General features: G+C 42.2%; 23 protein-coding genes. 5 read left to right on the top strand and 18 right to left on the bottom strand.

What is annotated here, in order from left to right; genetic code table 11:
• Window positions 1-119: 119 nt before the first annotated feature.
• The 7 genes from G5B30_RS10695 to G5B30_RS10665 form a co-directional block, all read right to left on the bottom strand.
• The gene (locus tag G5B30_RS10695) at window positions 120-1,100 is read right to left on the bottom strand and encodes a DUF5017 domain-containing protein (RefSeq protein ID WP_165319990.1); all 981 of its coding nucleotides are present in this window, start codon (window positions 1,098-1,100) and stop codon (window positions 120-122) included.
• Window positions 1,094-2,689, bottom strand: a complete 1,596-nt coding sequence (locus G5B30_RS10690; protein WP_165319989.1) for a RagB/SusD family nutrient uptake outer membrane protein — start codon at window positions 2,687-2,689, stop codon at window positions 1,094-1,096. The genes G5B30_RS10695 and G5B30_RS10690 overlap by 7 nt, the downstream gene beginning before the upstream one ends.
• A 3-nt stretch (window positions 2,690-2,692) precedes the next feature.
• Window positions 2,693-5,824, bottom strand: coding sequence for a SusC/RagA family TonB-linked outer membrane protein (locus G5B30_RS10685; RefSeq protein WP_165319988.1), 3,132 nt, complete (start codon window positions 5,822-5,824; stop codon window positions 2,693-2,695).
• 23 nt (window positions 5,825-5,847) lie between these two features.
• Window positions 5,848-6,852 (bottom strand): GRP family sugar transporter, encoded by a 1,005-nt coding sequence (locus G5B30_RS10680; RefSeq protein ID WP_165319987.1) that lies wholly within the window; start codon window positions 6,850-6,852, stop codon window positions 5,848-5,850.
• A 2-nt stretch (window positions 6,853-6,854) separates the two neighbouring features.
• Window positions 6,855-7,790, bottom strand: coding sequence for a ribokinase (gene rbsK / locus G5B30_RS10675; protein ID WP_165319986.1), 936 nt, complete (start codon window positions 7,788-7,790; stop codon window positions 6,855-6,857).
• Window positions 7,791-8,000: 210 nt separating this feature from the next.
• A complete protein-coding gene (locus G5B30_RS10670; protein WP_165319985.1) occupies window positions 8,001-8,612 on the bottom strand; it encodes a fibronectin type III domain-containing protein in 612 nt (203 codons plus the stop codon).
• A gap of 477 nt (window positions 8,613-9,089) precedes the next feature.
• Window positions 9,090-10,106, bottom strand: coding sequence for a LacI family DNA-binding transcriptional regulator (locus G5B30_RS10665; RefSeq protein ID WP_165319984.1), 1,017 nt, complete (start codon window positions 10,104-10,106; stop codon window positions 9,090-9,092).
• A 145-nt stretch (window positions 10,107-10,251) separates the two neighbouring features.
• Between G5B30_RS10665 and G5B30_RS10660 the strand changes: the two genes are divergently transcribed.
• Window positions 10,252-11,553 carry a sugar MFS transporter gene (locus G5B30_RS10660; protein ID WP_165319983.1) on the top strand — a complete coding sequence of 434 codons (1,302 nt, stop codon included), beginning with the start codon at window positions 10,252-10,254 and terminating at the stop codon, window positions 11,551-11,553.
• 52 nt (window positions 11,554-11,605) lie between these two features.
• Here G5B30_RS10660 and G5B30_RS10655 read toward each other — a convergent pair whose 3' ends face one another.
• The 9 genes from G5B30_RS10655 to G5B30_RS10615 form a co-directional block, all read right to left on the bottom strand.
• A complete protein-coding gene (locus G5B30_RS10655; protein ID WP_165319982.1) occupies window positions 11,606-12,175 on the bottom strand; it encodes a 5-formyltetrahydrofolate cyclo-ligase in 570 nt (189 codons plus the stop codon).
• 48 nt (window positions 12,176-12,223) lie between these two features.
• Window positions 12,224-12,523 carry a type II toxin-antitoxin system RelE/ParE family toxin gene (locus tag G5B30_RS10650; protein ID WP_165319981.1) on the bottom strand — a complete coding sequence of 100 codons (300 nt, stop codon included), beginning with the start codon at window positions 12,521-12,523 and terminating at the stop codon, window positions 12,224-12,226.
• Entirely contained in the window at window positions 12,516-12,764 is a 249-nt protein-coding gene (locus tag G5B30_RS10645) for a type II toxin-antitoxin system ParD family antitoxin (protein ID WP_165319980.1), read from the bottom strand. The genes G5B30_RS10650 and G5B30_RS10645 overlap by 8 nt, the downstream gene beginning before the upstream one ends.
• Window positions 12,765-12,944: 180 nt before the next feature.
• A complete protein-coding gene (gene efp, locus G5B30_RS10640) occupies window positions 12,945-13,505 on the bottom strand; it encodes an elongation factor P (protein WP_165319979.1) in 561 nt (186 codons plus the stop codon).
• Window positions 13,506-13,969: 464 nt separating this feature from the next.
• On the bottom strand, window positions 13,970-14,590 hold the full coding sequence (locus tag G5B30_RS10635; protein WP_165319978.1) for an ATP-binding cassette domain-containing protein: 621 nt from the start codon (window positions 14,588-14,590) through the stop codon (window positions 13,970-13,972).
• A 19-nt stretch (window positions 14,591-14,609) separates the two neighbouring features.
• On the bottom strand, window positions 14,610-15,404 hold the full coding sequence (gene lpxA, locus G5B30_RS10630) for an acyl-ACP--UDP-N-acetylglucosamine O-acyltransferase (protein ID WP_165319977.1): 795 nt from the start codon (window positions 15,402-15,404) through the stop codon (window positions 14,610-14,612).
• A gap of 7 nt (window positions 15,405-15,411) precedes the next feature.
• Window positions 15,412-16,803 (bottom strand): bifunctional UDP-3-O-[3-hydroxymyristoyl] N-acetylglucosamine deacetylase/3-hydroxyacyl-ACP dehydratase, encoded by a 1,392-nt coding sequence (locus G5B30_RS10625; protein ID WP_206367097.1) that lies wholly within the window; start codon window positions 16,801-16,803, stop codon window positions 15,412-15,414.
• Between the two features lie 33 nt (window positions 16,804-16,836).
• Window positions 16,837-17,868, bottom strand: coding sequence for a UDP-3-O-(3-hydroxymyristoyl)glucosamine N-acyltransferase (lpxD, locus tag G5B30_RS10620; protein ID WP_165319975.1), 1,032 nt, complete (start codon window positions 17,866-17,868; stop codon window positions 16,837-16,839).
• Window positions 17,869-17,922: 54 nt separating this feature from the next.
• A complete protein-coding gene (locus G5B30_RS10615) occupies window positions 17,923-19,155 on the bottom strand; it encodes an HD domain-containing protein (RefSeq protein ID WP_240903184.1) in 1,233 nt (410 codons plus the stop codon).
• Window positions 19,156-19,394: 239 nt separating this feature from the next.
• Between G5B30_RS10615 and G5B30_RS10610 the strand changes: the two genes are divergently transcribed.
• From G5B30_RS10610 to G5B30_RS10595, 4 genes are read left to right on the top strand one after another with little or no spacing between them, the layout of a single operon-like run.
• On the top strand, window positions 19,395-20,948 hold the full coding sequence (locus G5B30_RS10610; protein WP_165319973.1) for a bifunctional response regulator/alkaline phosphatase family protein: 1,554 nt from the start codon (window positions 19,395-19,397) through the stop codon (window positions 20,946-20,948).
• A 14-nt stretch (window positions 20,949-20,962) separates the two neighbouring features.
• On the top strand, window positions 20,963-21,382 hold the full coding sequence (gene tsaE / locus G5B30_RS10605; RefSeq protein ID WP_165319972.1) for a tRNA (adenosine(37)-N6)-threonylcarbamoyltransferase complex ATPase subunit type 1 TsaE: 420 nt from the start codon (window positions 20,963-20,965) through the stop codon (window positions 21,380-21,382).
• Between the two features lie 5 nt (window positions 21,383-21,387).
• Window positions 21,388-22,107 (top strand): outer membrane beta-barrel protein, encoded by a 720-nt coding sequence (locus tag G5B30_RS10600; protein WP_165319971.1) that lies wholly within the window; start codon window positions 21,388-21,390, stop codon window positions 22,105-22,107.
• Window positions 22,108-22,120: 13 nt separating this feature from the next.
• Window positions 22,121-23,164: an ABC transporter ATP-binding protein gene (locus G5B30_RS10595; RefSeq protein WP_165319970.1), complete on the top strand. Its 1,044-nt coding sequence runs from the start codon at window positions 22,121-22,123 to the stop codon at window positions 23,162-23,164.
• Here G5B30_RS10595 and G5B30_RS10590 read toward each other — a convergent pair.
• The gene (locus G5B30_RS10590) at window positions 23,161-23,997 is read right to left on the bottom strand and encodes an alpha/beta hydrolase (protein WP_240903183.1); all 837 of its coding nucleotides are present in this window, start codon (window positions 23,995-23,997) and stop codon (window positions 23,161-23,163) included. The genes G5B30_RS10595 and G5B30_RS10590 overlap by 4 nt on opposite strands.
• Before the next feature lie 47 nt (window positions 23,998-24,044).
• A complete protein-coding gene (locus G5B30_RS10585; protein ID WP_165319968.1) occupies window positions 24,045-25,256 on the bottom strand; it encodes an alanine dehydrogenase in 1,212 nt (403 codons plus the stop codon).
• Between the last annotated feature and the right edge of the window lie 178 nt (window positions 25,257-25,434).

The following is a 25,434-nucleotide window of genomic DNA, read 5'->3' as shown; positions in this document are numbered from 1 at the left end:
TTCAATCTTTAAATGAGGTATTTTTTTTTCACTATGGTATGTATTAGTAAATATTTGACAAAAAACACCTACAAAAGGAGAAACAACCATCCATATGGCTATACATATTCTCAATCCCATTATTCTTCGATTACAAGATCAACATTGGCTACTTTCTCGTAAATCTTTCCGTCGCTAAAATCTCGTGCTATGAATACCACACGATAGGTACCGGGGGTTCTGTAACGATGTGTAAATGAAGTAAGCTTTTCCCTAACATCCTTAATGGGAACAACTTTATTTTGAACCGAGCTTACTAAATTAATCGGCTTACTGATCAAATAATCATCCTCATTACCTGTATCCGTCGAGGCCGTCTGAAACTTTAATTCGATATTGGGAACACGCAAATTCCACCTGCTGTTGATAGCCGTTCCGGATGGCGGTATACTTAGATAAGGATCATTATCTTTGTTCAATAGATCAATAGCCGCAAATCCCAGATCACTTCCTTGTAAAATATTATGTAACACACCATATTTTTCTACCAACACATTGATGTTAAAAAAAATCCAGGTTGGCTTAAGTGCATTATTCGAATGTTTCGCATGAAAAACTAATGAAAAAGGTTCATCCATATCCACATAGGCCGAGAGATCTATGGGCTCCATGCTAACCACATTGTTCCTTACGACGGGATCAGGAATAACGATGTGACTTGAAAGATCAATTAATTTTGCATTTGCTATGGCCCCTGATATCGCTAATTGATCCGTATCGAAGTCCATCGTTAGTTCGTCAAAATCTTGAATGATATACATCTTCATCAGATCCTTATTAGTAGCAGTCATACGTTGCCATTCGATCTTATCAAAAGTCAACGTTGCCTTATATCCTTCCTTATCCAATTCCATTTCATCAGCGTAATAGTTGTTTCCCAACTCTCCCGAATAAAAGTTGATATAATCCGGATTACCGATAAAATCAAATGTAATATCTTCCCCTACCTTATACACATTTTGAGGATTCAACTTGACATCAAAATCTATATATGATGCTGAATCTTTTGCACAGCCCGTCAAAAAAGAGCCGATAACAACCAATAAAAGTATTCTTACCATAACCTGTGTTGTTTTATTTCGTTATTTACTGACATCTCCGAGCTCGGTATAGGATATACCGTATGTCTTTGCGAAGTATAATTTGCGATATTCACGGCATAATTCTTTGCTGCTGCCCATCTGGAATCCGTAATGGCCATTCGACGTCCCAAAGTCATTTCCGATACGTAAGTCCCCCATCGCAATAAATCCTGTTTCCGAATCCCTTCAAAACAGAGCTCACGCGCCCTTTCATCTTGAATAAGCTCTTTAAACTGGCTATACGGTAAATGTCCCACAGTAGCCACGCCCGGTATCGACCGCATTCTGACCTCATCCACACACGCTATAGCTAATTCATTAGGCTCTCCATCCCTTTCATTGATTGCCTCAGCAATCATTAAAAGCACATCTGCATATCTTATTATCGGAAAATTGATGGGTGTATAGTCTTTATGTTTTGGAAGAACACGTTCATATTCCCGACGAAATTTTCCGGCATTACGATAGACTAATTGCGTACTCGTATTCCAATCTACTTTTGTGCGAACCTTCGTCGTCGCGTTAAAATTATACCGGTATCCGGCAATATTCCAACTTTTTCGAACATCACCAGCTTGGTATAGATCTTCCATCTTTAACGTGGTCGAAGCATAACCATAGCAATACCCCGGCGTATCACTGTTAACAGCGTCTGCGCATAAAATACCCATATAGCTTCCCAGCGTTCCTCCTGTCTGATGCCCTTCCAAATTATTTCCCTTAAATTCAACTTCCCAAATCATTTCCCGATAGGTGGTATTATAACCATCCTGCGCCAAATCAATAAAAAGCTGTTGATATCCCTCGCTACTAGTATTGAGTTTGTGTATTTCCGAACTTCTTACCTCGGAAGCCCAAAACAGTGCTTTCTCATACGCCGGCTTCCCCATATTTAACGGGTACCCTGCCATCTTCATGTATACCCTTGCCAAAATCGACCGGATGACACTTTTGTTAATGCGACCTGCATTTTCATAGACTGTGGCATCGGCCACCTGATCTACAACAGCCTCCATCTCATTCACTACAAAATCATATATCTCAGCCATAGGTGAGGACTTGATATGAGGGGTAATAGACAAATCGTCCGAAGCCGTGATCCGCAACGGTACATCTTCCCAAAGCGAGGTCAATATAAAATAGTAATATGCCCTTAAAAAACGTGCCTCCCCAATATACATCTCCCGAACATGCTCATCATTGAAAGTCACGTCACCGATATTCTCCAACAAAATATTAGCACGATTAATGCCTTGATACAGATTAATCCATAAATTATTCAACCTCGAGTTCGTGTAGGAGAAATTGTTGATAAAGATTTCCTCTGTCGTATAATTTCGATCATAATAAGTCAGATCATCTTGCAGATTAAAAGCATAAAACCAATCACGTCCATAGAAAGAAGAATGTGCAAGCGGTGTATAAACACCGACTAAAGCGGCGAACACCTTTCCCTCATCGGAGAAGTACTTATCTTTTTCAATAAAGCCCTGCGGTTCAATATCCAAATAATCACAACTTTGGGTAAGCAGCAAAACCCCGGTCATTAAAAACAATATCTTTTTCATTTTTTAAAAAATAATATTTCCACCAATTGTTATTGTCCTCGCTCTTGGGTATGCCGAAGCATCATACCCGGGGGTCAAAGCCGAGTTTCGCGTCGACACCTCCGGGTCATAACCCGTATATTTTGTCCATGTAATCAAGTTGTTTACAGAACCGTATAATCTCAAACGACGCAGCGAAAACTTCTTGACCAGATTATTCGGCAGATTGTACCCAAATGAGATCGATTTCAGCCGCAAAAATGAAGCATCTTCCACTTCGTAAGAAGAGTAAACACCGGTAGCCCATCCTCCCACACGCGGTATATCTGAATAAGGGTTATCAGGTGTCCACCTATCACTATACATGGCCCATCGATTGTATTCCCGATCCGGTTTCCCCCGACCAAAAGCCAGTTTATTTGCATTCAGCACATCATTGCCATAAGACCATTGCAAAAAGATATTCGCATCGAAATTTTTGTATTTAAACGTATTTGAAAAACCTCCGATGTGACGAGGCACAGCATTTCCGGTCACCACTCCATCCATATTGTTGACAACACCATCCCCATTTACATCTAGGAATTTAGCATCACCAGGCTGAATGCCTGCACGGTCCGTACCGTTATTTGGAATCCCTTCTTTAAGTACATACGTATCTCCTATTAAGTCGAAATCATCGTATTTATATGTACCCATATATTGATAACCATAGATTTGTCCCAAAGGGTTTCCTATCTTGGCGATATAAGAGTTACTATAAGAAATAACACTGACGATACTTTCTTGGTTCTCCGCCAAGGCTAACACCTTATTACGATTAAAAGCAATATTAAAGTTAGACGACCAGGAGAAATTTTTTCTTTTTATATTGAATGTTTCCAACGAGAACTCAAATCCACTATTCTGAATCTTACCAATATTCCTTATCGCTGTGGTAAATCCATAGGACGGAGGAAGACTAGCATTTAACAATAATCCATCGGTTCTCTTATCGTAATAATCGACTGTTAATTTAATTTTATCATTCAAAAAGCCCATGTCTATCCCAATATCCCACTGTGAACTAGTTTCCCATTTTAATCGCTCATTTTTAGGCGATGTAATGATAACGCCCGAAACATAATTATCATCAAATGGATATTCTGTGGATGCATAAATACCCTCACTTGTGATAAGTGACCTCATTTTAGCATAATAACTATAATCTCCTATTCTATTATTTCCTGTCTGACCCCAGCTATTCCGTATTTTTAGTGTAGAAATTTCATTTACGTTATATAAAAATGATTCTTCCTTCAAATTCCACATCACCGAAAATGAGGGGAAATAACCCCAACGATTGTTTTTTGGAAATTTAGTAGATCCATCTGCACGAAAAGAGGCAGTTAAATAATACTTACTATTATAATTATAATTGATACGACCCAAATAAGACATCAATCGCCACTCCGACAGATCTGCATTAACAATTTGTGGAGTTCCCGCTCCCATACCAGTCATCCCTAATTCTTCATTTGGAATAGCAATAACCTTCGTATAATCATATCGATATTTACCTTCTTGAATAGTCAAACCCAATAAAGCGTCAAATGCGTGTTTACGATCTGGATCGAAAAAGGTATTATATGTTAATGTGTTTTCGTTTAGAAAGTTGGTTCTTTCTACACTCGTAACATTTGCATTTATTCCCTCTGCACGAAATCTATTTCCCTGCCTTGAATTTGCTCCGTTAAATTGGTCACGCAACCACGCATTTGTACTCCATCCTGCTGAAACCTTAAGTTTAAGATCTTTTAAGATATCATACTCTAAATAAGCATTCGCACGCAAATCATTGGTATTCTTACGGGTATATTCCTGCGTAATGAACAGCGGGTTTATCCTAAAATCTGTTGACGAATTGACGGCCTCATCATCGAACAACATATCCATTAAATCGATATCACCAAACTTCAGAAATGGGCGGTAACTCCATACATTAGGCAGTAAATTGGCACTTCCTGTATAGAGTGTCTGTGAAGGAGAATCTCCATGCTGAAAAATCCGTGAATAGTTCAGATTTCCGTTAAATCTAAGTTTACTGCTGACATTATGGTCAACATTCAACCGCGCTTGATAACGCGTATAATTGGAGTTTTTAATTATTCCATCTTGATCAAAAATGGATAATGTACTATTATATTTAGTTCTATTCGAACCCCCGGAAAGATTTAAGGTACCGCTCTTTACAGGAGCCGTCTGGAATACAACGTCCTGCCAGTCTAAAGTCGGAACATTGTGATAATCCTCAAGCGTCATTCCATCCCTCAGATACCGTGCGGCAAAATCTGTCTCTGTATAGATTTCAGACTGCAGTTTGACGAACTCATAGGCGTTCATCAAAGGTATCGTTTTTGTAATGTCTGCAATACCATAATTCGAATCAAAAAACACCCGTGATGTTCCGGCTACGCCCTTTTTAGAAGTGATAATAACAACACCGTTGGCTCCTCTCGCCCCATATATGGCTGTAGCTGATGCATCTTTCAGTACAGAAATGGATTCAATATCATTCGGATTAAGACTAGCCAGTGAAAAGTCTTCCATAGGAAAGCCATCTACTACATACAGCGGAGAATTAGATTGTGTCACAGAGTTTGTTCCCCGTATTATAATATTAGCCTGTTCTCCTGGCATCCCTTCATTGGAGGAAACCTGTACACCAGCAATACGGCCAGCCAGCGCCTCATCGATGTTCCCAACATTGGTTCGCAAAGCGTCTTCCATGCGTACTACGCCCACGCTACCTGTCAAATCCTTCTGCTTCACGGTACTATATCCGATCACCACCGTCTCCTGAAGTTCGTTACTCACTGCTTTAAGGACAACCTCAATATCACGGCTATTGCCTACTTTTAATTCATAAGGTGCATAACCAACATAACTAAACCAAAGTGTCTGACCAACCGTTGCCTTTATCGAAAACCCTCCATTTTTGTTCGTTTTTGAAATTGTTTTGCTTGCTTCAATAACACTTATTGTCACTCCTTCTAATGGTTCATCCTGTTCGTTTTTTACGATACCACGATAATCCGCCTGTGCATAGACATTGAAGCAACAGAAAAACAGAATAGGCAACACAAGTCCCCGGTGTATATATTTAATTCTTTTCATATCATTTAGAATTTAAATTTTAACTACTGACCCGCATAAATAATCAACCCCAACCCCACCACAAACAATACAAACATCATCGCCAGTTTGCCATTCACATTCACTGCCGATCCCCTAAACTCCTTCCAGATAAACACACCCCACAGTGCAGCCACCAAAGTTGCTCCCTGCCCCAATCCATAAGAAATTGCCGGACCGGCCTTACCTGCGGCGATCAGGTTGAGCGAATTGCCCAAACCCCAAATCATCCCCCCTAGTATACCGGTAAGATGTGTACGGAACCCACCTTTGAAATAAGCCGCATAGCTTGTCGGTTCGCCGACAAAAGGTCGTTTGATAACAATGCTATTGAACACGAAGTTGCTGAGGAGTATCCCTACCGAAAAGACAAATACCGCTGTATAGGGTGTCATTTTGCCGACTTCTGGTGCAACAAAATTGTCCAGGTCCATCGCAGCTGCGATGAAGCGATAAAAGAAAGCCATCAGCACGCCCGCTATGACAGCCAGCACGATCCCTTTGGTATTTGCTTTGTCGACCTTACCCGTATTTTTAAGCTTATAAGCCCAGGCATTCACTAAAATGGCTACAGTCACCAGTGCTACGCCGGTAAACAATAATGTGGCATCTCCCTTGGGTGCAGTCACGTAGTTAATGACTACGCCCAATACCAAGGCCAAACCCACGCCAACCGGAAAAGCCACCGACATACCTGCAATCGCTATAGCGGCCGACAGGAGGATATTCCCGGCATTAAAAACAATCCCCCCAAACAATGCACTTCCGATATTGCCCCATTCGGCCTGCTGCAGATCCGTCACAAAACTTCGTCCCTCCTGGCCGATGCTTCCTAAAGTAAAAGCACTCAGCAAAGAAAAAATTAAAATGCCCAGGACATAATCCCAATAAAACAGTTCAAAACGCCAGGTTTTACTGGCTAACTTCTGCGTATTGGCCCATGATCCCCAACAGATCATCGTAACGATGCAGAAAAAAACGGCCTGATAATAATCGTGTACAATAAACATAGCTATAATTGATTTTGTGTAGTTTGATGATAAATATCGAGCTCTTCCCGGTATGGCGACGACGATTGCGCACCTAAGCGTGTAACAGCAATCCCTGCTGCTTTCGTCGCAAATTCCAACGCTTCACGAATAGATCGTCCCTCGTTTAGAGCGACAACTAACGCGCCGTTAAACACGTCTCCTGCAGCCGTTGTATCTACAGCGATGACTTTCTGCGCCTTTACATAAACATATCCTCCCTCGAATAAGGCGATTGCACCTCTGGCACCTAACGTAATGACTACATTTTGTACGCCACTTTCGATCAAACTTTCTGCTGCTTTGCGGGCAGACTGTTCATCGCTTATACGAATTCCTGTTAGTAAAGATGCCTCCTCTTCATTGGGTGTTAACAGATATACCTTAGAAAGCACATCGCGCGACAACGATTGCGCTGGTGCTGGATTTAAAATAACCTTTGCGCCTTTCTTCTCAGCTTTGGATATGATATATTCAACGGTCTGCATAGGAATTTCTAACTGTATCAAGATATACTCACCCTTTTCCATCAGATCTTCAACGTGCTGTACTTCTTCAGGTAACAAGGTTCCATTGGCTCCAGGCGCAACCACGATATTGTTTTCTCCGCTCCGGTCAACCGTAATGACCGCAACGCCCGAAGGCGCATCTTTATCTATACGTATATAGCTCACATCAATACCTTCGTCCCATAAAGATTGCAGGGCTGCTTTCCCAAAAACGTCATCGCCTACACTGGCTACCAAGACAACTTCACCGCCCAACCTGGCCGCAGCTACGGCTTGATTGGCGCCTTTTCCACCTTGGTTCATAAAAAATTCGTTCCCCAAAATAGTCTCTCCCGGTTTTGGAAAACGATCCGTCCGCACAACCATATCCGTGTTTGAGCTACCAACAACAATAATTCGTGATCTTGACATATATTTCTTAAGGTAATTTTTTTGTTTATAATCGGCGCTTATTGCGCAATCGTTATCGCAATTGTACAGACTTTTTTTTATATTCCAAAATATTTTTAGATTTTTTGAGAAAAAGGGGCTGTTGGAGCTGCGAATGGTTCGCTACGTTGCTCGGTTACCACTTCCATTGTAACAAACGTAAGTAGGTGAGTTAGCTTAAGTTTGCTCCTATCAATACACGTAACTGCTTATAATATCACTATAGAACAGTTTTGCCGTCTTGCCAATGTAGGAAACCCTAAACTCATATTCCTGAAATCTTTCGAGATTGGTAATCCTACAGCGCGAATTGCTCGACAACTGAATATGCCAAGTATCCTCACCATCCTTCTTCCGGTATTCAAATTGGTACATCCTTGCCGGCCGCCCCGGGTTGACAAGCAGGTCAATACTGTTGCTATCAATCTCTGGTTTTGCCCGAAAATTATCCGGTTTCGGATTATCGCCTGTAGATCCTGGCGTACGCGAAGGCGCATATCCGGACAACAGAATCAGGCGTTCGTCTCCATCTGCAACCCGCGCAACATAAAAGGACAATATGCGTAATACCCGGAACAGCTCTTTCCGCTTTTGATTACGCAACAGGATGGCTCGTTGATCGCGGTACTTTGCATTCATCACCGCATGTCGAAACTCCAGGAGTATCGTTTCCAGTTCTTCCAGACTCGGGGTCGGATCGACAAATACATCCGAGTTCTTTTTCATTTGTTTCAGAATGCCGGAGGCATAGATATCCAACGATGTATTGCTTATATTGTGAGATCGTAAAGTAGGTCTTTTCATAACAAATTATAGAAGGTATTAATTAACATATGCTAATATACATATAAATAATTAAATCAACAAAATAACCTATAATACCATATTTTATTTATTACATATAATGTATATCAATTAAAGTATAAAACAATATCTATATGCATGTATTTTAATACAATATCTTGTAATCTTTATATAACTGTAATTAATATTAAAATGATATAATACATGTCTTCAAAAATACTGATATATACAATATATTATGCTATTGCTTTCATATTTATATGAAATATAAATTTACTAAAATAGTATAACATATATATTTTATAAAGACATGTATATACTATTTAGTTAAATATATTACAAATATCAATTGATATAAAGTTTATCTAAGATTATATTAATAATGAATCATGTTATAAAAATAAAATATAACATTATAATCAACAGAAAAGCACTTTTAATAGTACTATATCCTTTCAGAGGAGAATTAGAAGCAGGTTATTCAAGGACCCGAATGGAGTCTCTTTTAATCAGATGAGGTGCAAAAAGAGCGGAGTCTTGGACAGAAACACCGTGCACCATGCGCTCGAGTAAAAGCTCTACCGCTCGTTCGGCTATCTTTTCAACCGGGTGGGCGATACTGGTAATAGGACACGCTAAAAAATCTAAATATTGAGAGTTGTCGAAACTGACTAACGAGAAGTCTTCGGGAATATGGTATCCTTGTTCCTGCAAGGCTTTTAATACCCCCAAAGATATGGTATCGCTCAATGCAAAAATGGCGGTGGGCTTATCTTCCAGATCGAGTATTCGTTTCATCTCATTGTAGCCGGTTTCTTGTGTAAACTCCTGCCCGCCTACATATTGAAAACACAGATCATATTTTTCTATTCCTGCCTGATATCCTTTCACACGTTCCACGCTAGAGACAACTTCAGGGTTACCCTGTATACAGGCAATTTTTCGATGTCCGTTTTCGACCAGCAGCTCAATCGCCGACAAAGCACCCTGGAAGTGGTCGGTGGAGACAAAGGGTACCGGCAGAGCATCAAAATACCTATCGATAAAGATAACCGGCAACTTAATGTCAATTATCCGCTGGAGATGGTCATATTCATTTCCAGATGGGATAACAATCAAACCGTCTAAATTCTGTGCTGAAATCTTATTGATTGTTTCTTTCTCAATACGCTGATTTTCATCACAGTCTATCATATAGACCGAGTAATCTCTGTTGTAAAAGGCTTTACTGATAATGCTGGCTATGGTGGAGAAGAACGGATTGGCCAGACTAGGGACGATCAAGCCAATGGATTGATTTTTTTTCAACCGCAGATTTACTGCGGCTTGGTTGGGAATATAACGGAGTTTCTTGGCTTCTGCATGAATTATGGCTGCGGTTTTTTCACTGACCCGGTACTTTCTATATGTTCCGTTCAGCACGCGAGACACCGTCGTTGTAGAAAACCCCGTAATAGTCGCCAATGTCTTTATGGTCACATTTTCGAAATCCATAGGCCTAAAATAGGAACAAATAATAATCTTTGGACAAAGAAAGAATAAATAAAACGGATTTATTTTTTCCTCTTTCTAAAACGAAATAATTTTAGTAGTCTTGTGGATAGAATAAATATAAACGATTAAAATATATATACCTTCAATGGATTCACAAAACCTAAACTCCAAAAACGGCCAGTCGACCGTAGGCCCTATGATTATTATTGGCGCCTTATTCTTTATCTTTGGCTTCGTTACCTGGCTCAATTCCTTACTCATTCCTTATCTTAAGATTGCTTGCGAGCTGACAGACGTACAATCCTACCTTGTCACTTTCGCTTTCTATATTGCGTATTTGGTCATGGCTCCAGTTTCTACCTGGGTGTTGAATAGATTTGGATTCAAGAATGGTATGTCCATATCGTTAGGGATTATGGCAGTGGGTGCTTTACTGTTTATCCCTGCAGCTTTTTCCAGAACATACGGTTTGTTCCTCCTCGGGCTGTTTACCATGGGTGGTGGTCTCGCCATCCTCCAGACGGCTTCAAACCCTTATATAACGATTATCGGGCCTGTAGAAACGGCTGCCCGCCGGATCAGTATCATGGGGATCTGCAACAAGTTCGCCGGAGCTGCAGCTCCGATTATCCTTGGCTTGTTTTTAAATTTAGGCGAAGCCGATAAAATTGCAAAACAGGTCGAATCGATGTCTGCTACCGAGTATGCAGCTGCTTTGGACCAGGTTGCCTTGCAGGTGGTCAATCCTTATATTGGCATTGTCGTGGTTTTGGTTATACTGGCTATATGGATTTCGCGTGCGAACCTACCGGAAGTCAAAGGAGACGAAGAGGAAACGGCAGATCACCATACAATCTCCGAGGAGAAAAAAACAATCTGGAATTTCCCCCATGTCGTCCTTGGATTCGTCTGCTTATTCCTCTACGTAGGTGTTGAAGTACTGGCAGGAGATACGATCATAGCTTATGGTGTATCGCAGGGTATCAGCTTGGAAGATGCCAAATTCTTCACCGGCTTTACCATGGTGGCCATGGTGATAGGTTATATCATAGGTATTATTGCTATCCCCAAGTTCTTTACGCAGGAAACGGCTTTGAAGGTCTGCGCGATATTAGGCATTGCTTTTACCATAGGTATTGTCTATACCAGCGGTATGACTTCGCTTTATTTTGTGGCGCTGTTAGGGCTCGCCAACTCGCTAATATGGCCGGCTATATGGCCGTTGGCATTAAAAGGAGTGGGTAAATTCACAAGTGCCGCGTCAGGGTTACTCGTAATGGGTATAGCGGGTGGTGCAGTTATCCCATTACTCTATGGACAGCTCTCTCATTCAATAGGTCCACATTCGTCCTATTGGATCGCATTACCATGTTACCTGTTCATCCTTTATTATGCCATCGCAGGTCATAAGGTAGGGAAAAAGAATGTGGTACATATTGAAGAATAACGCATTATATACTTAAATGAGAGAGGGGCGATTTAAAAAGCCCCGCTCTTGTTTAAAAACGATATATCCCTCCCGGATAAATACAATATTTTAACGGCATATCCCAAACCCCGACGTCTTCGATCCTTTCTACCGGTTCAAAATAACTCAAACCTATTGTCCGAACGTCAGAACGGCACCGTGCCAGAAACCGATCGTAAAACCCTTTTCCGTATCCAACGCGATGACCTTGTGTATCCGCAACAAGCAGAGGGACAAGTACGGCATCAATCAACTGTTCGTCTACGAGCTCGCCTGCAACAGGCTCGGGTATGCCCCAACGATTAACTTGGAACTGTGTATTTTGATCCCATAGAAAATTGGCCATCACGCTACTTTCCGGATCAGCTTTGGAAACGACAATGTGGATATTCGGATAGTTCTCCCGAAGCCAATTGACTAAGTGCATCGTGTCAGGCTCGTTAAACTTCGCAATGGAAAGATAGACGTGCAGGTACTGACAGGTACTCCAGTCCAATGTTATCAAGTGGCTTAACAGCATACGATCTAAGGTTTGACACTCTGCTGCTGATAAATCAATCCGTTTCTGTTTGTATAGCTTACGAAGGTTTTCCTTGGTCATATACAATAAAGTAATAAAAAATTCCAATACCTTGTTGGTAATAGTCCTTTATTCGCTGATTCTACTTTTTAAGTCCATTCGCTCATGCAAAATTCTCGTTATTTCAATTAGATCAGCACTTAATTTCCTATAAAATATAATGTGTCGATTTGCTCTTAACCCCAAGAGTTCCTCCTTTACTCCTTCATAGTTTTTCCCCATGTTTGGGTCATTCGCAATGTGCTGGCAGTTGTTAAGTAACATATCATAATACTTGTCTGCTTGTTTCTCAGACCATGTGTCAAATGTGTAATTCCAAATTTTAGCTAAATCTTCAACGGCTTTATTAGTCAATTTATATTTAGCCATTGCATTTTCTTTTTGCTTTTAATTCTTGAAGATGTTTGTCCCGGTCAAAATCGTGAGCAATTCCACTGTCAATCCCTTCTTGTATAGCATTCCTCAACGCGGTAATTTTACTTTCTTCGTCTTCTAAAAGCCGAAGTCCGGCCCGAATAACTTCGCTTGCATTTTTGTATCGTCCAGCTGCTATCTGGCTACTTACGAACTGGTGAAAATAGTCTCCAAGTGAAATGGATGTATTCTTCATTTTCCTATACTTTTTATCAATCTACCAAAAATTGGTAACTATTCAAATTTTTTCGTGAGAAAATTCAGATTCATCACTCAAGTTTTTTGGTGACACGTGGTGAAGAAAATTGCCGCCAAAAAAAAACGGCCTTGCAGCAGAGCGCTTACAAGACCGAATAATCAACCTAAACCTATTTCTTTATTTTACCCGTTCGACATAATTGCCGGTACGGGTGTCCACTTTAACTTTATCGCCCTGATTGATAAACAGAGGTACTTTAATTTCTACACCTGTCTCTACGGTCGCATTCTTCAAAGCACTCGTAGAAGTATCCCCTTTTACCGCAGGTTCTGTATATGTTATTTCCAATTCTACCGTTGTCGGAGCATGTGCCATGATAGGCTCATCACTCTCAAAAGCAACGATAACGTTCATACCTTCTTTCAAGAATCGTGCCGTATCACCGAACAAAAATTTTGGAATGTTAAATTGTTCGTAGGTGTTATTATCCATGACCACGAAAAAATCACCGTCTTCATACAGGTATTGGTAATCATTCGTTTCCACCCGTGCAATTTCCACAGCTTCATCCACACGAAAGCGATATTCTGCCAATTTCCCGGTCTTTACATTCCGCATTTTCGCTTGGTAAAATGCCCGTAAATTGCCCGGTGTCCGATGAATAAATTCTTCTACCGTTACTAACTCACCATTAAAACGAAGTACGTTTCCTGTTTTTACTTCTGAAGCTTTAGCCATTTTCTGTTTTGTTTCTTCTTTGCACAAAAATATGAAAACTCGATTGAATTAAAAAGTACTATGGTCCCTCAGGCCGGGAGGACCCTTCTTTATTCCTTGATGAATAAAGAAGCAAACAAATCAAGGCTTGGACGGTACGACGCTAAAAACAGTCCTTTTGCCCTAAACAGATCGGAGCCATTGCGCTTTGCTCCATTTTTTCGATCTGTTTTATACGGGCACTCGGATGTTTTCTTAACGCTGTACAGTCCTAGGCCGTCTTTCTACCGGCGTAGGATAATTGAGATTTGAGACACGAGATTTGAGAAAAAAAGCAGAATCCGCACAGAGACCTAAAAATGTCGCCTCAGCGGGTCGCGGATGGCAGGAAGGAAGAGACGATGTAGCGAGCCGGTACAGCGACGCGTTTTTGGGTACCTTTTGGCAAGACAAAAGTACCTGCCCGTCCGGCACGAGGACAATAATTACTTATAATCCATCACACGAATAAACTCATCACAAAAATCATACTCCTTCTCCTGGTTTGAACCAATGATAAGCAGGCGATTTGCGCAGGTACGATCGATCAGATCCCGATACCATTTCTCACCTTCGACGTCCAGATTGCTGGTCGGTTCGTCCAGCAGCAAAATAGCAGAAGCGGAAAAGCAAGCCAAAGCGAGTTTTAGCCTTTGCTTCATTCCGGAGGAGAAGTACTTAATTTGCTTGTGGGACGCATCTTCCATGGCCAGATGGGCGATAATTGCCGGCTTATCAAACCCTTCTAACATAGATTTGAATTTAAAATGAAAGTCTATCATTTCTGTCAGGGTAAACTCTTCGATCAACTCCATATAGGGTGCAGCAAAAACAAGATACGGATAGATATCGTCCACATGGATTTCACGATCAGCAGAGCGGAGGTACGCAACACGCCCCTCACTGGCCGACAACTGCCCCGCGATCGTCTTGAGTAAAGTCGATTTGCCGGATCCATTGGGTCCGAGAATAGCATATTTTTTTGAAGAAGAGAAGGTATAGTTTATATTTCTGAAGATCCATTGTTGATCAAACCTTCTACCTAAATTGTGTAAAGTTATAGTCAATAAGCAGTCGCTATTAGTATTAAACACTTATTTTACCTTGATTAAACCCTCGTACTACGCCTCGATCCGAGCTGCGCACAAACATTAAGATCTCATCCCGCAGCTCGGTAGCCGCAAATTCCGCTTCAACGAGATCTAAAGCCTTGCTTAGATTTCTATTCTGCACAAAGAGCACACGATAGATATTCTGGATCTCCGCGATCTGCTCGGGAGAAAAGCCTCTTCGCCGTAGACCTACCGAATTCACACCGGCGTAGGAAATCGGTTCACGAGCAGCCTTGATAAAAGGAGGAACATCCTTTCGCACCAGCGTACCTCCGGTCACAAAAGCATGCGAACCGATTTTACAGAACTGATGCACGGCAACCAGACCGGCCAATACGACATAATCACCGACGGTAATATGTCCGGCCAAGGTGCTGGAGTTCGAAAAAATACAGTTATCACCTATCAAACAATCATGTGCGATATGACTGTAGGCCTGTATTAAGCAATTTTTTCCCACTACTGTTTTATAGCGGTCTTTGGTCCCTCTGTTAATGGTCACGCACTCCCGTATCGTGGTGTTATCACCAATCTCTACGGTAGTCACTTCTCCTTCGAACTTCAAGTCCTGCGGTTCGCCGGAAATAACAGCCCCCGGAAAGATCTTGCAATTCTTGCCGATCCGGGCGCCATCCATGATGGTGACGTTAGGGCCTACCCAGGTACCTTCTCCTATGACCACATCGCGATGTATGGTACTGAATGGTTCGATGACCACGTTAGGAGCTATTGAGGCTTCCGGGTGGATGTATGACAACGGTTGTATCATTTATTATTTATTTTACTTTCACAATTTGAGCCATGAGTTCTGCCTCACTGACGATCTTCTCCCCGACCATACCAACTCCTTTCATCCGGGCAATTCCCCGACGTATAGGCTCCAGTAGCTCACAGCTGAAGATGACCGTATCTCCCGGATGAACCTGGTTTTTGAACCGAGCATTTTCGATTTTCAAAAACAACGTCAACCAGTTTTCAGGGTCGGGAACGGTATTTAATACCAAAATACCTCCTGTCTGCGCCATCGCTTCAATCTGAAGCACACCCGGAAAAACCGGAGCACCGGGAAAATGTCCCATAAACAAGTCTTCATTTATCGTCACATTTTTCAACCCCACAACGTGAGTCTCCGAAAGCTCCAATATTTTGTCGACCATTAAAAAAGGTTGCCGGTGCGGGAGAATATTCATAATCTCTACCGTGTCATAGACCGGTTTCGCGTGGATATCGTACATATTTATTTTCTTCTTGCTCTTATCCCGCTTGATTTGATTTTTAATGCGTTTCGCAAAAGCCACATTCGCCGCATGTCCCGGCCGGGCAGCCATAATATGGCCTTTTAAAGGGCGGCCTACTAAGGCAAGATCGCCGATCATATCCAGCAGCTTATGCCGTGCGGGTTCATTTTGATACCGCAACTGAATATTATCCAAAATACCTTCGTCTGCCACTGTCACCTCTTTATTAAACAAGCTTTTTAACTTATCAAGTTCACCCTTACTCACTTCCTTGTCCACTATAACGATAGCATTCGACAAATCGCCACCTTTGATCAGATTATTATTTACCAAGGCCTCCAACTCATGCAGAAAACAAAAGGTTCGTGAAGACGAGATATCTTTCTTAAATTCGTCGATCTTGCTGATCGACGCATGTTGGCTGCCCAATACGGGAGAGTTGAAATCGATCATACAGGTCAGCCTATAGCCATCCAGTGGCATGGCTACAATTTCGACCTTGCGCTCAGCTTCCACATAGTGGATGTTCTCCTTGATTTCATAAAAATCCCGATCCGCTTCCTGCTCTGCGAACCCTGCTTCCAACAATTTTTCTATGAAGGGGGCCGAACTACCATCCAGAATAGGCACTTCGGGTCCATCAATATCAATCAGTACATTGTCTACCTCCAACCCCACCAAAGCAGCCATAAGATGTTCTATCGTGCTTACAGAAGCTCCATTTTCGGAAATGGTAGTCCCCCGGGAAGTATCCGATACATTGTCGGCATCTACAGCTACTGTCGGTTGCCCGTCCAAATCAACGCGCCGAAATTTAAACCAGTGATTTTCAGGGGCAGGTTTAATGGTCAAGGTTACCGACCTCCCCGTATGTAACCCTATTCCTGAAATTGAAATTTCCGACTTTATGGTCCGTTGTTTGGCATTCATTTCTTCCATACGTGATGTTAAATTTTATTACAGTTATTTCTGATTTTTTAACTTTTTTTCTAAGGCCAAAATCCTTCTTTCCAAATCCGGAAGCTTCGTATATATCACCTGCGACCGCATTTCACTGATATAAGGGGCAAATGGCGCCCCACCCCATTTTGCATTTTTAATAAGAATGCTTCGATTTACACCCGATTGCGCCTGTATCTGGCTACCATCGGCGATATTGACATGCCCTACAATCCCAACCTGCCCACCTAATACCACATGCTTTCCAATTTTTGTACTGCCCGATACACCTGTCTGTGCGGCGATCACACTATTTTCACCTACCTCTACATTATGGGCAATCTGGATAAGGTTGTCGAGCTTCACGCCCTGTCGGATTACGGTAGAACCCATTGTCGCCCGATCGATCACGGTGTTGGCGCCGATCTCCACACGGTCTTCTATAACGACATTACCGATTTGGGGTATTTTATCGTAAGTCTCATCTTTTTGGGGGGCGAACCCAAATCCATCACTCCCTATTACCGCACCGGCATGTATAATTACATCTTGTCCCACGACGGTATCGTAATACAAGGTCACATTGGGGTATAACGTCGTATTATCTCCTACAACAACATTGTCGCCAATATATACATGCGGATAAATCTTGACATTATTTCCAACCTTAGCCTCTTTACCCACATAGGCAAAAGCACCGATATATCCACCCGCTCCGATCTGTGCTGTTTCATGGATAAAGTGATTGTCTTCTCTACCTTCACGCTCGGTTTTGAAACCATAATAGGCTTTCAATAACTGCGTGAATGCCAAATATGAATTATCTACCCGGATTAATGTAGCCTGTACCGGCTTCTGTAAGTGCAACGTCTTGTCTACAATAACGATAGTCGAACGTGTAGAATAGAGATAGTGCTCATATTTTGGATTGGACACAAAAGAAAGGCTACCTGCTGCACCTTCCTCAATTTTTGACAATTGGGTTACAACAGCGTGAGGATCGCCCTCAATCTTACCATGTATTAAAGCTGCTATTTGTTCTGCTGAAAATTGCATCAATTTACAAATGTATCTTTTTCTAAAGAAAAAATTATTTTTTAATACCTCTTTTTAAATTATACCTATTTCTTTTGGATACGTCACCGCGTATTTTTCTACACTCTTTGCCAAGGCTTCGAGATTAGAAAGATCGGAGGCCTCTGCAATATCCATCAGTTCGCCTTTATTGTTGACGACTCTGATCGGATCCTGTTCCGCATCGTAAGCATTATTCCGGATAACCTGATGATACACAAAATAATCGACTTCATGCGCTGTTATTCCGAAATAATCTTTGACCCGTGATCGTATATTTCTCATTTCATCGGCGTCGAAATCATTGCTCCGCATCGCCGTCCGAAACAATTCACGGTCCAGCAGTTTCCGACATAACGTGGACAAGACAAAATCCTCATGATCTACCCAAACCTTCAATGCGGATAAGATATCGTTGTCATCCAGCTTGGTAAACCAGTGTAAGTGTACCGCCTGTTGCTTGAAATTTTCGGCCGTGATCTTATTGACCATAAAATGATGTAAAGCCGGCGTAGCAAAAAGCACCATACCCGCATTGCTCAATTCTTTTGCCCGCGCCAAAGCTTTTATCAGCATTTGCTCGGCCGTAATAACGGTCTTATGCAGGTAGACCTGCCAGTACATCAGCCTACGCGCAATCAGAAATTTTTCGACAGAATATATCCCTTTCAATTCCACGACCAGTTCACCATCCTGGACATGTAGCATCTTGATGATACGATCAAACGAAATCACGCCTTCCGAGACACCTGTAAAAAAACTGTCCCGGTTCAGATAATCCATGCGATCGGTATCGAGTTGGCTGGATACCAGCTGGTGTAAAAACTTACGGGGATACTGATTATTGAATATGGTAATGGCTAAATCCAGTTGACCACCAAATGCCGCATTGAGCTGATCCATCAACAAATGCGAGATCGTCTCATGCGATACGCCTTCAATAATGGTATGTTCTAAGGAATGAGAAAACGGCCCGTGGCCGATATCGTGCAACAGAATGGCTGCCAGCGCGGCTTCTTCCTCTTCCTTACTGATAAAAACATCCTTCGTGCGGAGCGTATCGATAGCCAGCTGCATCAGATGCATTGCGCCGATCACATGCTGAAAACGGGTATGTAATGCTCCGGGATAAACCAGATGGGTCATACTGACCTGCTTAATATTCCTCAGCCGCTGCAAATAAGGGTGCTGAATCAAATCAAAGATAAAACCCGACGGTATTGACACAAAACCGTATACTGGATCATTGATTATTTTCTTTTTGTTCAAGAGGCGAATATTTAAGCTAACTAGTCTATACCATGTGATAGATTCTAAAATAAAAATGGACGTACTAAGATAGCCGCAAAGATACATACATTGCAGTTAATTTATGTTAAAAATCGGCTGCATTCTTTATATCAAACATGTATTTGGTCTAAAAACAGTATTTTTATGTGAATGAAATATAAAAATTCCTCACTTTACTATTAATTCAATATATTAAAAAATCAACTAAAATAATTACCATGGCTAAAATGCACGTTCTTTGGGCAGATGATGAAATTGAATTCCTGAAACCACATATTCTGTTGCTGGAAGAAAGGAATTACAAAGTAACGACGGTAAACAACGGGAACGATGCTGTGGAAGCTTTTAAAAGTGAACCTTTTGATATCGTGTTTCTGGATGAAAATATGCCCGGACTTACGGGACTCGAAACATTAAATATTTTAAAATCGATCAATCCCTCTATTCCAACAGTCTTAGTGACCAAAAATGAAGAGGAACATCTTATGGAAGATGCTATCGGCGCTAAGATTGATGATTATCTTATCAAACCGGTCAATCCCAAGCAAATCCTGCTGACGATCAAGAAGTTTACGGAAAACAAGCGCCTGGTCAGTGAAAAAACATCTATGGCGTACCAGCAGGAATTTCGGAATCTAGGCATGATTATGAACAACAGTCTGACCCACGAGGAATGGGTGGAAGCCTATAAAAAATTGATCTATTGGGAACTATCACTGGAAAAATTGGAGGATGAAAGTATGCATGAAATTCTTACGACGCAAAAGTCAGAGGCCAACACGCTTTTTTCCAAATACATCGAGCGCAATTACCTGCAATGGATGAATGATCCGGAGACAGGTCCTATTCTTTCCCATCAGCTGTTCCGAAAGAAGGTGTTTCCCGATCTGAGTCCCGACTATCCGACATTCCTTTTTCTGGTCGACAATCTGCGTTATGACCAATGGAAACAGATAAACGATGTCATCACCGATTACTTCCATCTGGAAGAGGAGACCTGCTATTTCAGCATTCTGCCCACAGCAACGCAATATGCACGAAATGCTATTTTTAGTGGGATGACGCCCTTGGAAATGGAAAGAAGGTTCCCTGAACACTGGCAGAATGACGATGATGAAGGTGGAAAAAACATGTACGAAGACGTCTTCCTTGCGGATCAGATCAAGCGGCTCTACCGGCCGGAAATCAAACATAGCTACACGAAAATACTGACATTGGAGCAGGGAAAAGAAGTGCTTGATAATGCCAACAGATTGCTCAATAATGATCTGAATGTGCTGGTGTATAATTTTGTGGATATGCTTTCACATGCACGTACCGATATGGCTATGATTCGAGAACTGGCGAATGATGAGGCGGCCTATCGCTCGCTGACGCTCTCCTGGTTTGAACATTCGCCCCTGTTGGACCTCATTAAATGGTTATCACAGCGTCAGGTACGGGTGATCGTCACGACAGATCATGGCACTATCCGCGTAAAAAAACCTTCAAAAATTATCGGTGACCGCCACACCAATACGAATTTAAGGTACAAACAGGGCCGTAATCTCAACTATAATGATAAAGAGGTATTCGTTATAAAAAACCCACACGCTGCCCAGCTACCCAAAATCAACGTCAGTTCAACCTTTGTATTCAGCAAGGATGACTATTATTTTGTATACCCCAATAATTACAACCAGTTCGTCAACTATTACAACGGCACATTCCAGCATGGAGGCATATCATTGGAAGAAATGATTATTCCGTATGCAACTTATAGACCGAAATAGGTATTTTTGCTTTTATGACGTTAGTAGCAAAAAGTCTGTCCGACCTGCCTGATGTGGCGCAGGAAATTATCTCCACATTTCCGGAAGAACGAATCTTCTTATTTTACGGAAATATGGGGGCAGGCAAAACGACACTTATCCATGCATTATGTGTAACACTTGGTGTTCAGGAACAGACTTCCAGCCCAACCTTTTCCATTGTCAATGAATACAGCGCGGAAAAGGGCACACTTTATCATTTTGACTTCTACCGGCTGAAAAACGAATCGGAAGCATACGATCTGGGCTATGAAGAATATTTTTATTCCGGAAATTACTGTTTTGTCGAATGGCCGGAGAAAATCGCTAACCTCCTGCCGGAACAATACCTCAAAATAGCTGTGGAAGCTACAGAAAACCAACAACGGACGATCACTATCGAAACAAAAAAGTAGAGCTTATGAAACGACAAATTGCTGCCCTAACTTTCGGGATCATTTTTCTGCTCACCTACCGTGCCTCCGCACAGGAGGACAGTGTAAGCGTAGCTTATCCGCGGCTCTATGGCGGCCTTACTTTTTCCCGCATAGAATGGGGCTTCTCCAGACTGATGGATAATGGATCTTTCCAGCTGTCGGAGAACAATACATTTCTGTCTTACAAAAAAGCATCAAATTTCGGGTTTGACGTCCTACAGGCGGGTCTTCGCTTTACGGACAAATTCAAAACCTTTCTTTCTGCAGGCGTAGAATGGAACTATATCCGCCTGGAGAAAAACATCCTCTTTGATCGCAACACGTCGCCCCTGTCTTATCAAGATATTGATCCTGAAGAGATCGCTTACGAAAAGAACATACTCACTTCGACCTATTTACGGGTGCCGTTGACTTTTGAATGGCGAAGTCGGAAATATGCCAATGGCAATCGATCAAAAATCGCTTTCGGCCTCACGACGGGTGTATTATTAAAAGGTACACAACGTCTGAAAAGCGAAAAGGACGGTAAACAGAAATTCAAAAATGATTACAATTTAGCAACATTCCAATATGGACCGTTTATTCGGGTAGGATATGATAGGTTCGGCTTATTCGCCAAATATTACTTGAATGATATGTTCGAAAACAGTCCAGAGCTGAAAGGTCTGCAAAATATGGCCTTTGGGGCATCGCTTGGATTTTAACCGTGATATATTTATGAGTAATTCTTCCGCTTCCTGTACATCTATTTTTAATGACACACAACTTCAAGATGTGTCCTTAATCCATGGAAGGAATGTGACTGTGGCTTTTGAGGGAGCAAAAGAAACTGTAGCGGTCGATGGTATCGACTTTGACATAGCAGAAAATAAAATCACGGCCATCATCGGGGAGTCAGGTAGTGGCAAGAGCAGCCTGCTCCGGCTTATTTACGGTCTGCTGGAGCCCCAGTCGGGTGAGATAAGATACCGAGGGTGGTTGGTACCGACAAGAAAGGACAAACTCATTCCCGGCCACGATGCCATGAAACTGGTCTCTCAGGGGTTTGACGACCTCAATCATTATGCCAAGGTATGGGACAATATCGCGTCACAGCTCTCTAATACCGATATCGAAGGCAAAAACCGTAAAACACAAGAAGTACTGGACCGACTCCGCATTGCGCATTTGGCACAACATCGTGTGGCGGACCTGAGTGGCGGCGAGCGGCAGCGTGTAGCGATAGCGCGCGCACTTATCAACGAGCCGGAAGTGCTTTTGATGGACGAACCGTTTAATCAAGTGGATGCTGCCTTTCGGGATGCCCTACAACAGGATATCCGCAAAATAGTCGAAGACACCGGTCTTACCGTCATCTTAGTATCGCACGATCCTGCCGAAGTATTGGGTATGGCGGACGATCTGCTCGTCCTGAAAGACGGTCGGATTGTCGATTTTGGAAACCCCAAATCGCTTTATTTCCATCCCAAAAACCCATACACGGCACGTTTATTAGCTAAAAGCAATACACTCACACCTACACAGGCGAAAAAGATAGGGTTGTCTGTCAACAGTATTATCGCTGTGCATCAGGAGTGGATCAGCGTTCGTGAAAATCCACAGTCACCCTTTGAAATCAAAGATATCCGGTTTCGGGGATTCTATAGAGAGTACGTCATTGGGGACGACGAGATTGCCTTGCATGCCATCGCGCAGGAGACATCTACACTTGACCAGTATACTAAGGTAGACATCGTCGTCAAGGAATATATTTCTTTTTAGTACTCTCCAAGCGGCAGGTCATTTACCCACACCAGCATTGCATTAAACCAGTTATGGTTATCCGTTTTATTGTTTAGCCCAAATCCGTGCCCTCCCGTTTCGTATCGAAAAAGAGCAGCCGCAACACCGCTAGACTTGAGCTTATTTAGATAACGTTCGCTATTGGCGATAGGCACAGCCTTATCATCGGCTGCATGTATTAGGAATGCCGGAGGCGTATGTGAATTAATGTTCAACTCGTTGGAAAAACGACGCACATCGTCCTCCAGAAAATCGGGCCCGATAAGATTCTTTTTGGACCCCATATGAGTGATTTTATCATCCATTGAGATGACGGGATAGGCCAATATCGAAAAATCAGGACGTAAATTCATTTTTGCAGGTGCGCCTGTTCGGTAATCTGTCATAAAATGTGTCGACAACGTAGAGGCCAAATGTCCACCGGCCGAAAACCCGATAACACCGACATACCTTATATTTCCTAACTCTTCAGCATGCGCCCGGATATAAGCCAGTGCAGACTGCGCATCCTGAATGGGCGCGATACGCTTGTCTTCCTGTTGGTCTGCCTTTGGTAACCTGTATCGCAATACAAAAGAGGCGTAACCCAAATCCTGTAGCCTCTTGGCGACGTCATGCCCTTCGTGTTGTATAGCCACTTTGCCGTATCCCCCTCCCGGAATGATTAAAAAAGCAATATCGGAACTTACCTTAGCAGGTTGATAGCTATAAAATTCAGTTACGTTTTCACCCAATTCAATACCAGCCTTGTGGTTAATTACACCTCCTGGGTAGAGTTCGATTTTTTCCTGAGCTATTACTATACCTGACATACCGATACAAAGAAAGAAACAAATATACTTATACATAAAAAGGAATTTTATTGATTAGCAACGATCATTAAACTTAAATCTTTAAAAGACATGTTGAATTTTTCGGCAATATCTTTGTTCGTCAAACTTCCCTGGAAGAGATACACCGCATGACGGACTCCCTGATGTGTCCAGATCAGATTACGAAGCCCACCACAATCCCCGATCTGCAACAATATGGGCGTAAATATATTGGTCATCGCATAGGTGGCCGTACGCGCTACCCGCGATGCAATATTGGGCACGCAATAGTGTATGACATCATATTTCCGAAAGATCGGATTATCGTGTGAGGTAATTTCTGATGTTTCAAAACATCCCCCCTGATCAATGGAAACATCAATCAGCACAGAATTCGGTTTCATTCCCGACACGGTGTCTTCGGAGATTATACACGGCGAACGGCCATTCCGTGCACGCAAAGCACCAATGACGACATCACACGAACGTACGGCTTTATTGAGTATCAATGGCTGTATCACCGAGGTAAACACACGACTACCTACATTATTTTGCAGACGTCTCAATCGATAGACAGAACTATCGAACACTTTTACCTGCGCGCCTAACGCGATGGCTGTGCGTGCCGCAAACTCGCCTACAGTACCTGCTCCGATAATAACAATTTCTGTCGGTGGAACGCCGGTAACACCGCCCAGCATTAACCCCTTACCATCAAAAATGTTGGATAAATACTCCGCAGCAATCAAGATAGATGTCGCACCGACAATTTCGCTCATCGCCCGAACAACAGTGAGATGTCCACCTTCATCTTGTAAATATTCATAAGATAAAGCCGTAATTTGCTTCTTTATCATCGCCTGCAGGATACTTCTTTCCAATAAGGAAGGTTGCTGACTGGACAGCAAAATCTGCTTGTTCTTCATCAACCCCACTTCTTCCAAGGTCGGACTGGCAATCTTAATAATAATGTCCGCCTTAAATACGGCCTCGCGCTCATAAACAATCTGGGCACCCTGTTCGCTATAATGATGATCCATAAAGTTGGAAGCCGCGCCCGCCTGTGTTTCGATAATCACTTGATGTCCATGTTCGACCAACAGGGCTACAGACAAAGGCGTCAAGGCTATCCTATTTTCCTGAAAGACAATTTCTTTAGGGATTCCAATGATCAAACTATTCCTGGACGTAGCGATTGCTTGTCGCTCTTCCTTCGGCTCTCCTAGCACCTCTCCGGCCGCTTTTGACATATTATTCATGGTTACTGTAGTTACAAGACACTAAATTTACCGAATCCTATTGATATTATGGCAGATAAATCACTTCGAATAGCCAACTATTTAATTATTTCTATGTTTTTTATATTAACTTTGTTTAACAACCTTTTTTAAAACATGAAAATTCTAAAAGTTATTAACCATATAAAGATCGTCCCTC

This window comes from Sphingobacterium sp. SGG-5 (assembly GCF_011043525.1).
In the GTDB taxonomy this organism is placed as follows: Bacteria; Bacteroidota; Bacteroidia; order Sphingobacteriales; family Sphingobacteriaceae; genus Sphingobacterium.
This window is presented reverse-complemented; position numbering and strand designations above follow the sequence as displayed.

Excerpts from the sequence above, each read along its gene's own strand:
- G5B30_RS10600 (WP_165319971.1), top strand. The coding sequence starts at position 21,388 with ATGAAACGACAAATTGCTGCCCTAACTTTCGGGATCATTTTTCTGCTC.
- G5B30_RS10625 (WP_206367097.1), bottom strand. The coding sequence starts at position 16,803 with ATGAATGCCAAACAACGGACCATAAAGTCGGAAATTTCAATTTCAGGA.
- lpxD (WP_165319975.1), bottom strand. The coding sequence starts at position 17,868 with ATGCAATTTTCAGCAGAACAAATAGCAGCTTTAATACATGGTAAGATT.
- G5B30_RS10670 (WP_165319985.1), bottom strand. The coding sequence starts at position 8,612 with ATGAAAAGACCTACTTTACGATCTCACAATATAAGCAATACATCGTTG.
- lpxA (WP_165319977.1), bottom strand. The coding sequence starts at position 15,404 with ATGATACAACCGTTGTCATACATCCACCCGGAAGCCTCAATAGCTCCT.
- tsaE (WP_165319972.1), top strand. The coding sequence starts at position 20,963 with ATGACGTTAGTAGCAAAAAGTCTGTCCGACCTGCCTGATGTGGCGCAG.
- efp (WP_165319979.1), bottom strand. The coding sequence starts at position 13,505 with ATGGCTAAAGCTTCAGAAGTAAAAACAGGAAACGTACTTCGTTTTAAT.
- G5B30_RS10685 (WP_165319988.1), bottom strand. The coding sequence starts at position 5,824 with ATGAAAAGAATTAAATATATACACCGGGGACTTGTGTTGCCTATTCTG.
- G5B30_RS10645 (WP_165319980.1), bottom strand. The coding sequence starts at position 12,764 with ATGAAGAATACATCCATTTCACTTGGAGACTATTTTCACCAGTTCGTA.
- G5B30_RS10595 (WP_165319970.1), top strand. The coding sequence starts at position 22,121 with ATGAGTAATTCTTCCGCTTCCTGTACATCTATTTTTAATGACACACAA.
- G5B30_RS10695 (WP_165319990.1), bottom strand. The coding sequence starts at position 1,100 with ATGGTAAGAATACTTTTATTGGTTGTTATCGGCTCTTTTTTGACGGGC.
- G5B30_RS10680 (WP_165319987.1), bottom strand. The coding sequence starts at position 6,852 with ATGTTTATTGTACACGATTATTATCAGGCCGTTTTTTTCTGCATCGTT.
- G5B30_RS10665 (WP_165319984.1), bottom strand. The coding sequence starts at position 10,106 with ATGGATTTCGAAAATGTGACCATAAAGACATTGGCGACTATTACGGGG.
- G5B30_RS10655 (WP_165319982.1), bottom strand. The coding sequence starts at position 12,175 with ATGACCAAGGAAAACCTTCGTAAGCTATACAAACAGAAACGGATTGAT.
- rbsK (WP_165319986.1), bottom strand. The coding sequence starts at position 7,790 with ATGTCAAGATCACGAATTATTGTTGTTGGTAGCTCAAACACGGATATG.
- G5B30_RS10585 (WP_165319968.1), bottom strand. The coding sequence starts at position 25,256 with ATGAATAATATGTCAAAAGCGGCCGGAGAGGTGCTAGGAGAGCCGAAG.
- G5B30_RS10690 (WP_165319989.1), bottom strand. The coding sequence starts at position 2,689 with ATGAAAAAGATATTGTTTTTAATGACCGGGGTTTTGCTGCTTACCCAA.
- G5B30_RS10650 (WP_165319981.1), bottom strand. The coding sequence starts at position 12,523 with ATGGCTAAATATAAATTGACTAATAAAGCCGTTGAAGATTTAGCTAAA.
- G5B30_RS10610 (WP_165319973.1), top strand. The coding sequence starts at position 19,395 with ATGGCTAAAATGCACGTTCTTTGGGCAGATGATGAAATTGAATTCCTG.
- G5B30_RS10590 (WP_240903183.1), bottom strand. The coding sequence starts at position 23,997 with ATGTCAGGTATAGTAATAGCTCAGGAAAAAATCGAACTCTACCCAGGA.
- G5B30_RS10660 (WP_165319983.1), top strand. The coding sequence starts at position 10,252 with ATGGATTCACAAAACCTAAACTCCAAAAACGGCCAGTCGACCGTAGGC.